Below are 11,502 nucleotides of genomic sequence, written 5' to 3' on the forward strand. Positions count from 1 at the left end.
TATTAAAATTGGGCTGTTACACCTAATCGCAAACTTCTTCCTGGTGCCGGCATACCAGAACGGGTCAGCGGATCAATGTAATATTCATTTAATAAATTACTTCCTGTTATTTCAAAAGATAAATTGGGGCTATATTGATAGGTTGCATAAGCATCAATAGTAAATACTTTTGCCCAACGCATCGGATTATTATTTATGCCAAAATAGCTATTAGGTAAATTTTCTTTAAGCCATTTTTCATCTTTATTTTCAACTTCTGATGAATAGAGCCAGCGACTACCTAATTCTAATTTATCATTTAGCCAGCGCGTGCCTAAATGTAGGTTAACTGAGTATTTAGGCTGCATTGAGGTGCGCAAAAATCCGCCAGGGTATCCCCCTGTCATACAGTTTTTAATACCCGATAATCCTGATGCATCAAGCTCATAAAAAGCATTTTCATCACAGACTTTATTTTTATGGCTATACACTAATGCGGTATCAAAGAAAATAAATCCATTATCAAACCGGGCTTGTAACTCTACACCTTCTAATATTTGTTTTTCTAACTGTCTAATTTGCCAATTAGCATCTCTATCAAATACATTTTCAATGTTCGTTTTAAAGTAATTAATTTTAATATCAGCGTGGCGCTCTATATTCAACCAATGCGTAAAATCAACAACCACACCAAACTCACTGCTTTTGGCACGCTCTGGCTTTAACTTAAAACCATAATAGCGAGCTTTAGAGCCTGAAAAACCACTGGTATCTTCAAATAAGTTAGGTAAACGCAATTGCTCAGTATAACGGCCATAAAAACGCACCATATCGTTGGCATAAAGGGTGGCAGAGATTAAAGGGGAAAATGCGCCATGCTGATAGCTAGGCTCCAGTGCGTAGGGATCTTGAATATCTTCTGATAGAGAAAATGCCTGAGGATTAATAACATCTTTTTCAAAGCGATAGACTAACTCCCCCGTCACTGGATGAGGGACTTTTTCCTCCATATCAAGAAAACCATTAAGTAAAATATTCTTACTCTTAGATAGCACGCCATTTTCATCAAATAACCAAAGGCTAAACTCTCTTTTCATCGGGATGGCTTTAGCGTTTTTTATTTGCATCTTTCCATGGTTATTACGAATAAAATCTTCATGCTCCATATCATGCTGTATTCTCTGAAGATATGGCCTAACTATCTGCTCCTTGATTTCCTCTAGCAAAGCGCCACCTTCAGGGTAAACTAAATCCGCTTGTTGAAAGTCTCTAATTTTTTTACTCAGCTCAGCAGAATTTCGGTAATTTTTTAACTCGTCAGGTAAAGTATCGACATCAATTTTGTTAACCGCACGATAGAGTAAATACTCTTCTGGGGTTAATACTCGTCGATAAGAGATCAGATAACCGCGGATAGGGGCTGTTTTCTCGTAATTTTTAACCCTATTCTTCCGTTTATTATTTAAAAAGGTATCCGTCAGATGATAGTAATGATATTTACCGCCAATATTCATCGCAAACCAGGGTAATGGTTTCCAATCTGTGGCTAACGCTAAATTGACTTCATGACGTTGCCCTGCTCGCCCCTCGGTCACGAAATCAAAACCCATGGGAAGTTCAAGCTCATGACTATCTAATTTTTCCAATTGATATTGACCGGAAAAAGAAATAGAAAACTGAGGTGATAATTTAAATAACGATGAAAAATCAACACCATAACGATTATTATCTTGATATAGAGAAGCTGTATCTAAAAAACGAGTATCAGTGTCATAACTCATACCACTTTCAGATTTTGATTTCATAAATAAATATCGATCAAAATCATTAGTTATATCTCTATTCTTAGGTTGTCGAGGTGCTCCTCCTCGAGTATTAGTATTTCCTGTCGTTAAATTGCCCCATAAACGCAGTAATAAATCTGTTTTTTTATCTTCTGGTTTATATTGATAAGTTAATATGCCTGCTTGTTGTGTAATATTTGCCAAAGGCCATTGATTAACTAAATTTTCTTCATAACGAGCCCAACTTAAACGTAATGGCATAATGTCGCCAAATAATAAATCGGTGTATCGATAATTAATGGAGAAACGATGCGCTTGTTGTGGAAATAGAGTTCCTTTTACTAAAAAAGAGCGGTTACGATTAGATGTATTTGGCACTTCATTACCAGGTCGATAAATATGAGCAATAAAAGGCACATAAGGTGTTAACCTGAATTTATGATCTGTAGCATGTATCTCATGCATGTAATCTGTTTTAAGATAATCGTCTTTATTTCTTTTACCTGCTAAATAATTTCCCTTTTCACGTAATGCATATGCAAAGAGTAAATTAAATTTTTCATTCTCAAATCCTATTCCAATACGAAACGCATAGTCATTAAACTTTAAATCTTTATTTTTTTCAGGTGTTATTTCTAATGCGGGATCAGTTAAAAAAGAATATTTATGATAGAATTTTGGATAATTACGATAATCTTCAATCATATTGATATAAATATCTTTATAACCTGTGGCATTATTACTAATATCCCCTTTAAAATTAATACCAAAAGACTCACCAATGGGCACAATATCACGTATATCTAATGTTTTAATGGCAACCCCTCCGCCAATCCCTGTTTTTATATTAGGATTAAGTGAAGGGCCTTTTTCTATATAGATACTGCTTATCAAATTTGAATCAATATAGTTACGATTAGATGCACCGCTATAACCACGATAAACCGTAATCGCCTGCTCAGTACCATCCACAGTAACGGGGATACGTCCTTGGCCTTGAATACCACGAATATTCGGATCCAATGCTCCTCCATTACGGGCTTCACCACTATAAACACCTATCGCGCTTTTAAATAAATCTGCAGGTGATACCCCTTGATAACGTTCAATAAGGGCTTTGCCTAAATAAATATTAGCCACATCCTTTTCATAGACTTGAGCATAACCTTGTTGATCTTTTTCTAAATTATCTGCAACCTGAATTTGTCCAAGATCGGTTGTATTATCCTTAGTCTTGGAATAACTATTGAGAGAAAATAAGGAGAGTGAAACTATCATGGAGACTAACGTACGTTTGTGAAAAAGCACTACATGCATTGTGTTACCTACTTAATTAATAAAGAAGTCATGCATTAAATTAATTAAAATTGTTTTTCTAATTTAAATAAGACTTCATGCTGCTGATATTGATATAACCAATCCACATTGCTTAATCTACGGGTATAACTTAATTCTATTGCTGGATAAAACCCCCAGATAATAGGTGCTTTATTTTTAATAGTTGTTGTAAAAACAAAGCCATTATCTTCTCTTTTCTTATTTAATAATGGATTATAATTATTAAAACTTTTAAATTGATATTGTAAAGAAAGAGAAACTTGCCAATTTTTTGGTAATAAGTAATAAACACCCGTTTTTATATCATATTGCTGATAATTTAATAAAGTATTTTTTTTACGACTACTATAATAGTTTAATTGATTAACTAATTGAACATTCTCTGCTAATGTATAGTAATAGCTAATAGCATATAGCTGCTTATGATTATTTAAGTTTATTAATTCTTTATTATATTTCTTTATATAATAATTTATAGATAAATTAATAGAATGATATTTATTAATAGAGAAAAATAGCCCGGTATATACCCCAATAGATTGATACTCAAACGCCTTTTTAGGTGATTTTATTTCATAATAAGGAGATAAGGTCCACCGATAATCCTTTTTTTGGTACTGATAACTTAATTGAGTATATAAATGTGTAAAATTAGCTTGTTTATATGCAAAATAATCACGGTAGCGTGCTGAAAAATAGCCTGATAGGGTATTATTAGCGTAAATAAAAGTGGGCTGATAGAAAGAAAAAAGATGACTAACCCCCATCGATGCTATAGGTTGAGCGCCTTTTCTGGTCATGATGACTTGCGTTGATTGCGAAACAATTTGCTCATCAAGATAAGGTGCATGATTAATATTATCATCATAAAAAAAACTGATTTGATAAAAACGCCTAGCTTTAAAATAATCGTTAAGCTGTTTCTGATAATAGATAATTGCTTGATTAATGGCAGGTGATAATCCCGATAAACGACTTAATTGATTTAGCTGGTATTGTGCTTTTTTATATTCTCCTTGAGAAAAGTAGAGCTGAATTAGACCTGTTTGTGCCGGAATAAAATCTGCTTGCTGCTTAAGTTGCTGCTGATAATAAAATTCAGCTTGTAAGAAATTACCATTCTTCTGTGCTAATAGTGCTTGAGCATAATAGACTAATAAAGTTTCGTGTAATGGTAATTGCTGATAATTAACTAATAGTTTTTCCGCTTGATACCACTGCTGTTGCTGTAAATGGTGATACAGTTGTTGACCTAATTGAGCGACCTTCTCTTTATTAAGCTGCTCTTGATTAGGTTGTGTTGCCGCCCCCTGTGACGAATGAAATAAGATATTAATAATAAATAATGACTTTATTAGCCTTTGATAATAACGCATGGTTTATCCTTATAATAACAATAGATCTATTCCTTACAATCCGTTTTTTAAGGCAAAAAAAAACAGATAACCGTATATTTGATTATCTGTTGCTAAAAACTAGCTTAATGACCACTAATACCACGTATGTAAAAGGACTAAATTGTTTTTAAGCTCCGAACTTAAAACCTAACGTTAAGAGGCTTCTGCACTATCTGTTACGCTATCTGTTGCAGTATCTACTTCAGCACTATTTTTGCTTCCTCCAAAACCAATATCTTTAGTATGATCGGTGTGGAAGACGACAATACCAGCCAATGTTTCAGCATTTTCACCAAAGAACGCCCCTTCAACAATACCGGATGTGGTATCTTCTTTTGCATCTGCAGAGAAAGTTACTTGGTTATTTGCGGTATAAATATTGCCACGTTCTAACTCGACAGTACGTAGGCTATTAGCCAGTGAACCACCAATTGTCTTTTGTGAAAAATCAACATCAAAAGTACCAGACAGTAAATTATCACCACTATATTGACTGATACCTGTTACGGTATAAGTTGCACTGTCTGTCGGTAGCGTACTAGTAACCTCTTTACCTACATAATAAGACTGATGAGTGATATCTGTAACAGAGGCTGTTTTTGCCCAAGTACCAAAATAGACATTGGCATCAGTCACCTGTGAAAAATGAAAAACGCCAAGATTATTATGATGATGATTAGATTGGACAGTATAAACACCATGGCTATCCGCCCCACCACTCATATTATTTGGTGTTAATGACGCAAAACCAATTTTTTTACCCCCATATAGATTAGAAATACCAACACCCGGCTCCCCACCTGCTGATTGATGAGGGCCATGAGTCACGGGATCACTCGCCCCCACACTCATGGTGGTTAAAGGGCCACTTTGATTAGAATGGATTTCTGCTTGTGCCATACTCATGCTAGATAAAACAAATAGAGTACCCGTAAAAATGTTTATTTTTTTCATAATAACTTCCTTATTATTTATTACATAAGATCATAATTTATTATCACTAATAAATTATCCATGAGAGAGATATTTTAATTCTCTCTTTCTTACTCAATATTAAAACAAGGCAAGTACCTTTCTTGAGTTGACTGCCCTTTGATATTAAACATTCTTATTTTATTGTAAATAGATCTTTTAAAGCACGCTAATTCCCATTAAATACATTTAACAAAACAAAAATCATTTAACTTAATGTTTTAAATTATTTTTTATCATAAAGCTTAAATAAAACCTTTATAAACTTATGTTTATTTTTTGTGAGAGTGATCTCAGTTGATTATTCCTATTTATTTTAAAACTAATTAATATTTAATAGAGACTAAAAATTGAAATAGAATATTTATATTAAAAGAAATAAAGAAAGCTAATTGTTTATTTAATATCAATTTTTTCAGTAATTATTTTAATAAAAAGATCACGTTCTTTATTTTTAATATTACTATTCCAAATTACACCAATTTTCCATTGTGTGTATAACCCAGATAGAGGTAACAATGTGACTCTTTGTTTATCACAAATTAATTGCGCGCTTTTAGGCACTAATGCTATCCCTAACCCAGCTGCAACTAGCGCTAATTGGGTCTGAATATCTTGAGATTGCTGTAATAAACGCGGAGCTAGTTTATGCTGTTGTAAAAAAGCATGTATCTGCTGATACAGTTTTTTCCCTTTTTCTGGAGCAAGTAGAATAAGCCCTAATGAATCAAAATAATGTAATGGGTTATAATCTGCCTCCAACACCGTAATATGTTGTGTTGCAATAGCTAACATCAGTTGCTCTTGTGTCAACGCTATCCCTTGTAAAGGGGGCATAACGGGTAAACGAGAAAAAGCCACATCAAGTTCACCTATTAATAATTTTTCTTCCATTTTATGAGAAGACATATCATCAATATTGACACTAATATTTGGCTCAATTTGATTAAATCTCGCCAATAGTGAAGTAATAAAACTTAATGATGACAGACCGAATCCCGCATAAAGTGAGACTTTTTGTGGCTCAACTAATTGACGAGCTTGTTTTTCTAAAATATGGGATTCCCGTAATACCACTTGAGCTTGATTGAGTAAATATTGTCCTTCTTGCGTGAGCTTTGCACCATGGCGACCACGCTCAAACAACACGATATCCAGTTGTGATTCCAACGTTTTAATCTGTTTAGTTAATGCGGGCTGGCTAATACAAAGCTGTTTGGAGGCTTCACCAAAGTGCCCTGTATCAGCTAACACCACAAAAGCATTTAATAAACGTGTATCCATTATTTATCATCAAACCTATATTAGTTTCTTTTATTATTCTAACATAAAATAAATTAGTAAAATTAATATTAGGTGTTAATCTTTTGCCTGATAAATAATTATGCTCTTTTTATAATTATCTCTATTAGTCCTTGTTACCAAAACGAACGGAAATCGGATCTTGTTCATTACCTTGTCGAGTGGTGAGGATCTGATATAGCTCTGGTCTTCTGCCCGTTAACCAGCGTCTCCCTGTTGATTCAGGCAAAAGCGTTAAATCAATATCCGTGACGACTATATCGTCTTCTATCGCACAGCTTTCTTTTACAATACGTCCATAAGGATCGATAACCATCGCATTACCCGTTCTCACCTCTTCTTCATCACGCCCAACCCCATTACTGAAGATGATAAACATACCATTATCGTGAGCTCTAGCAGGTAACCAGCGCATTAGCCATCCTTTGCCATGTTCACCTTGAAAAGCAGCTTGTAACGCTTGTGGATCTTGCTGACGATTTTCCCACAACGCCATTGGAATAGGTTTCATGCTGTGTGGACTACGAGAGTGGGTTCCGCCAGTTTGATGAGGAGCCAATAAAATATCTGCCCCTAATAACGCCGTCGCCCGTGCGTTCTCAACTAAATTATTATCCCAGCAAATTAAAATACCCATTTTAATCCCCCATGGGGTATCAAATACGGTGTATTGATCTCCGCTACAAATAACCGGATGTTCAAATGCATGCAATTTACGATGTTTTTGTAATGAACCATCAGGCATACAAACAACCCAAGTATTATACAAATTATTATTGTTATCCCGTTCAATTAATCCAACACCAATAGCCATTGCATACTGTTGTGCTTTTTGTTTAATGGATTTTAATGATGCGCTATCAGCCAGTTTTTCACTTAATGCATAAACCTGTTGCGCCGGTAATTTAGGGACATGCCAGTATCCCGTGATACACATTTCAGGAAATACTAGAAGATTCACTTTTTCACTGGCAGCCATCTCAATAAACTGATGTATTTTGGCTAAATTATAATCTTTATCATTAGCCTTATGTTGTAGTTGTACGCTTGCAACACGTAATGTCGTTAATGGGTTCATAAACTGTTACCTCTACACTGTCTTATTTATCACCTTTTCACCTTTATTATCTAAACGTTTTTTTTGTCCAAAATATAATCAATTATTTTCTGTTTTTAATAACCTTTTGGAATGGAAAGGGATAAGCATCAGAAATGGCACGCTGTTATAGCGTTATTTTACGGAATAACACCCTAGTTTTCTGGCATCATAATAGTAATAAAAAGGAGTATTTATGTTGGCTAGAGCCTTGTTTATCCCTCTTTCATTCCCTTTACTCGCCTTATCTTGCTACTGTTGGGCAGGAAATGGTCTGGTGGATAGAACATGGACAGCTTCAGGAATGGATAGCTATAGTTATCGCCAAGCGCTAAGACAGCCAACGGTTGGCTCACGTTATACTCTTTTTAATATTACACCCGATATGCCAACGCCAGGTGGCACGAGTCCTGTTGGTACTAAAGGAATTCGCTATATTGCGATGAAATATGGCCCTTATGGGCAACCTGAACACTATAAAACCTACCAAGTGATGTTTTCTCACTATTCCACCACCACCACACGTAAAGTTCGTTATTTAGGTGAGTTATATACCGTTGTCGGTGATATTTATTTAATCGATCCTGCTGCTACCACCAATGAATGGCAACGCGGTCGTAGCCAAATAGTTGAAGAGTATTATGAGATTTTAGATACACATGGAAATAGGACAGGCAAAGGATTGCGTTTTAACCGCTGGGATAGACCTATAAATATAACAAATTGGTCTACATATTAATATATATTTAATTTCTCATCTTTTTATTAATTCTCTCTTAATGTCAATATTGCTTTCTCTTCTATAATAGTTTTTTTATTCTATAAAGCTTATCTAGAAAGCCATTGATTCTATATAAAAAAATGATAATACAACAAAGAATATATCTGTATTCTTTTGTATTTTTGTTTTCTATAAATACATAAAAACATTAAGGCTAAATTAATAAAAAATTAATTTCTCCTAAGGCAAAATTATATAAATAAAAATTTATAATTATCTTACTTAAATATTTAAAATAAACAGTTGCATATGAAAATTTTAGAATATTATTTCAAACAATTACGCACGCTCGCACAGCCAGATCGTGTTTATCTAAAAAATAAATTTATTCGTAACTTAGGTTATCAACCTAATTTTCGCCACCCCATGTCATTGAATGAAAAAATCAATGCACGTATGTTATTTGATAGAGATCCTATCTATACACGCTTAGCAGATAAAATCAGTGTCAGGGAGTATGTAAAAGAAAAGATAGGCGAAAAATATCTGGTCAAAATCCTTAATACTTATCGCCATCCAAATGAAATCGAACTTAATACACTACCTAACCGTTTCGTATTAAAATGTAATCATGACAGTGGCAGTACTATTATTTGCCTTGATAAATCTCAATTTGATTTGGAGATGGCAAAAAAGAAACTTAATTTTCATTTAAAGAGAAATCTCTACCACGTTACTCGTGAATGGCATTATAAAAATATTAGTGCGCAAATTATCTGTGAAGAGTATATCGACCTCTTTGATACTCAATGTCCGATGATCCCAACCACATGCCGTATTCACTGTTTTCATGGTCAGCCTCATTATGCGGAAATTGATATTTCGGATACAAAGGGATGCGAGTATATCAATGTTTATGATACACAATGGCAATTACAGCCTTTTACTCTAGAAGATCCCAATACCCCAGAATATATTGAAAAACCGCTACAATTTGACAATATGCTCACATTAGCCAACAAATTAGCTAACGATTTTGCCTATTGTCGGGTCGATTTTTTAATGTCAGAAACCACACTACTGTTTAGTGAAATGACCTTTACCCCCAATGCGGGGCGCATTCCCATTAAACCAAAAGAGTGGGACTATAAATTAGGTGAACTATGGACACCTATTGCTTCTTAACAAAAGGTATATGTATATCATGAATATATTTATCACCGATTTTTACCATCGCAGCGATTTGTTAGATAAAGCAGAAGCCATGATAGCCAACCATTGGCCTGCTTTTATGATGGGAACTTCTGTTGATGATAGCTATTGGGAACGCTTATATGATGTGCCTTTTTCCCATTACCAATTTATGGCGGTATTAAAAACGCAAACAGAAGAAAAGGTTATCGGTGTAATTAACTCCATTGCGTTACCTTGGCAAACCAACTCTCTCAACGATTTACCGGATGAAGGTTGGGATCGTGTTTTTCAGCTAGGCATGGAGGCTGAAGAACAACAATTACCTTGCCATCTTATTTCTGCTTTGTCGGTTACTATCGATCATCATTATCGGGGGAAAGGTATTGCTCAACGCTTAATTAATACCTTAAAGGAGCATGCAAAAAAACAAGGTTACCTCGGTGTTGCTGTACCTGTACGCCCTACATTAAAACATTGTTATCCATTGCACTCTTTTGCTGAATATTGCCAATGGAAAAACGATAATGATGAGCCCTTTGATCCTTGGATACGTACACATTGGCGCTTAGGTGCCACCACGATCAAAATTGCCCCACAGTCTATGAAAATTGAAGCACCGACAGAAAAATGGCAACAATGGACTTCATTACGATTTCCTGTCAGTGGTGACTACACCATTCCTATGGGGCTGGCACCGTTAAATATCGATATTCAACGTCAATATGGTGTCTATCTGGAACCCAACCTTTGGATGTTTCACCGCATACGTTAATCAGTGAGTCGTTGTGGATGAGTAAAAACAGTTGCTCTTCCACGGCGACAAAAACCCACCAGCGTCAAATTATATTGATTCGCCACTTCAACGGCGAGTGAGGTAGCAGCGGAAACCGCAAATAAAATTTCGGCACCACACATTGCTGATTTTTGCACCATTTCATAACTTGCACGACTTGATACTAATATTGCACCCTCTGTCCACTTTTGTTGTGTTTTTAAGCCAATCAACTTATCAAGAGCTACATGGCGCCCGACATCTTCGCAACCGCCTTGTAATTGCCCCTCAGGAGATAGCCAAGCTGCGGCATGAGTACATCCTGTTAGCTCGCCAATTTCCTGTACGGTTTTTAGTTGCTCAAGTGCGTTATCAAGCAAAGAGAGTGAAAATGTTTGTGTAAAAGGTAATGGCGCTATAGGGCGAAAAATTTCTGCTAATTGTTCTGTACCACAAATACCACATCCGGTGCGTCCCGCCATACTACGACGTCGCTCTTTCAATTGCATAAAGCGCCGACTTGATAATTCAATTTGTACTTCTGTGCCACCATGGCAACTTTCAACGATTTCAATACTGCGAATTTCGTTAGAAGATCCTATAATGCCTTCAGATAAGGAAAATCCGACAGCAAATAACTCTAAATTTTTAGGGCTTGCCATCATAACAACGTGAGATATTCCGTTGTACACTAATGCAACTGGAACTTCGAGTGCAATATAATCCTGCTCTGCTTGGTTAAGGGAGCCTTTGTGTTGCACAGTTGTTTGATCTATGCCAACAATTACACGTTTAGTTAACAAGTTTGTCGATTTTGTTTCATCCATAAGATGAATTCCTAATTTTATTAATACATAATAACAATACGGGTAAAACGATTTTACACTACCTATCAGGCAATGAACCTGATCCTATTAAGGATAATAGGAATAAAAAAACAATCAGCT

9 protein-coding genes are annotated in these 11,502 nt (G+C 35.3%); 3 read left to right on the plus strand and 6 right to left on the minus strand.

The window, feature by feature from the left end:
- Window positions 1-2 precede the first annotated feature (2 nt).
- The 5 genes from AACV01_RS08890 to AACV01_RS08910 all read right to left on the minus strand — a co-directional run bounded on the left by AACV01_RS08890 (window position 3) and on the right by AACV01_RS08910 (window position 7,850).
- Entirely contained in the window at window positions 3-3,080 is a 3,078-nt protein-coding gene (locus tag AACV01_RS08890) for a TonB-dependent receptor domain-containing protein (protein WP_161682738.1), read from the minus strand.
- 44 nt (window positions 3,081-3,124) lie between these two features.
- Window positions 3,125-4,477 (minus strand): surface lipoprotein assembly modifier, encoded by a 1,353-nt coding sequence (locus tag AACV01_RS08895; RefSeq protein WP_012368632.1) that lies wholly within the window; start codon window positions 4,475-4,477, stop codon window positions 3,125-3,127.
- A gap of 174 nt (window positions 4,478-4,651) precedes the next feature.
- Window positions 4,652-5,452: a Slam-dependent surface lipoprotein gene (locus AACV01_RS08900; protein WP_161682740.1), complete on the minus strand. Its 801-nt coding sequence runs from the start codon at window positions 5,450-5,452 to the stop codon at window positions 4,652-4,654.
- 414 nt (window positions 5,453-5,866) lie between these two features.
- Window positions 5,867-6,754: a LysR family transcriptional regulator gene (locus AACV01_RS08905; protein WP_004249779.1), complete on the minus strand. Its 888-nt coding sequence runs from the start codon at window positions 6,752-6,754 to the stop codon at window positions 5,867-5,869.
- Between the two features lie 124 nt (window positions 6,755-6,878).
- Window positions 6,879-7,850: a nitrilase family protein gene (locus AACV01_RS08910; RefSeq protein WP_004249780.1), complete on the minus strand. Its 972-nt coding sequence runs from the start codon at window positions 7,848-7,850 to the stop codon at window positions 6,879-6,881.
- 214 nt (window positions 7,851-8,064) lie between these two features.
- Here AACV01_RS08910 and umoA point away from each other — a divergent pair, with 214 nt between their 5' ends.
- From umoA to AACV01_RS08925, 3 genes are all read left to right on the plus strand, one after another.
- Window positions 8,065-8,607: a flagellar biogenesis regulator UmoA gene (gene umoA, locus AACV01_RS08915; RefSeq protein WP_004246526.1), complete on the plus strand. Its 543-nt coding sequence runs from the start codon at window positions 8,065-8,067 to the stop codon at window positions 8,605-8,607.
- A 291-nt stretch (window positions 8,608-8,898) separates the two neighbouring features.
- On the plus strand, window positions 8,899-9,774 hold the full coding sequence (locus AACV01_RS08920; RefSeq protein WP_161682742.1) for an ATP-grasp fold amidoligase family protein: 876 nt from the start codon (window positions 8,899-8,901) through the stop codon (window positions 9,772-9,774).
- 19 nt (window positions 9,775-9,793) lie between these two features.
- The gene (locus tag AACV01_RS08925; protein ID WP_232464478.1) at window positions 9,794-10,555 is read left to right on the plus strand and encodes a GNAT family N-acetyltransferase; all 762 of its coding nucleotides are present in this window, start codon (window positions 9,794-9,796) and stop codon (window positions 10,553-10,555) included.
- On the opposite strand, the gene fdhD is transcribed toward AACV01_RS08925, so the two are convergent.
- On the minus strand, window positions 10,552-11,382 hold the full coding sequence (gene fdhD / locus AACV01_RS08930) for a formate dehydrogenase accessory sulfurtransferase FdhD (protein ID WP_004246534.1): 831 nt from the start codon (window positions 11,380-11,382) through the stop codon (window positions 10,552-10,554). The genes AACV01_RS08925 and fdhD overlap by 4 nt on opposite strands.
- Between the last annotated feature and the right edge of the window lie 120 nt (window positions 11,383-11,502).

Origin of the sequence: Proteus sp. G2609 (genome assembly GCF_963896135.1) — a bacterium.
GTDB classification, from domain to species: Bacteria; Pseudomonadota; Gammaproteobacteria; order Enterobacterales; family Enterobacteriaceae; genus Proteus; species Proteus mirabilis.

What these genes read in the sequence shown, in the direction of transcription:
- AACV01_RS08890 (WP_161682738.1), bottom strand. Translation starts at nt 3,080, where the DNA reads ATGCATGTAGTGCTTTTTCACAAACGTACGTTAGTCTCCATGATAGTT.
- AACV01_RS08895 (WP_012368632.1), bottom strand. Translation starts at nt 4,477, where the DNA reads ATGCGTTATTATCAAAGGCTAATAAAGTCATTATTTATTATTAATATC.
- AACV01_RS08900 (WP_161682740.1), bottom strand. Translation starts at nt 5,452, where the DNA reads ATGAAAAAAATAAACATTTTTACGGGTACTCTATTTGTTTTATCTAGC.
- AACV01_RS08905 (WP_004249779.1), bottom strand. Translation starts at nt 6,754, where the DNA reads ATGGATACACGTTTATTAAATGCTTTTGTGGTGTTAGCTGATACAGGG.
- AACV01_RS08910 (WP_004249780.1), bottom strand. Translation starts at nt 7,850, where the DNA reads ATGAACCCATTAACGACATTACGTGTTGCAAGCGTACAACTACAACAT.
- umoA (WP_004246526.1), top strand. Translation starts at nt 8,065, where the DNA reads ATGTTGGCTAGAGCCTTGTTTATCCCTCTTTCATTCCCTTTACTCGCC.
- AACV01_RS08920 (WP_161682742.1), top strand. Translation starts at nt 8,899, where the DNA reads ATGAAAATTTTAGAATATTATTTCAAACAATTACGCACGCTCGCACAG.
- AACV01_RS08925 (WP_232464478.1), top strand. Translation starts at nt 9,794, where the DNA reads ATGAATATATTTATCACCGATTTTTACCATCGCAGCGATTTGTTAGAT.
- fdhD (WP_004246534.1), bottom strand. Translation starts at nt 11,382, where the DNA reads ATGGATGAAACAAAATCGACAAACTTGTTAACTAAACGTGTAATTGTT.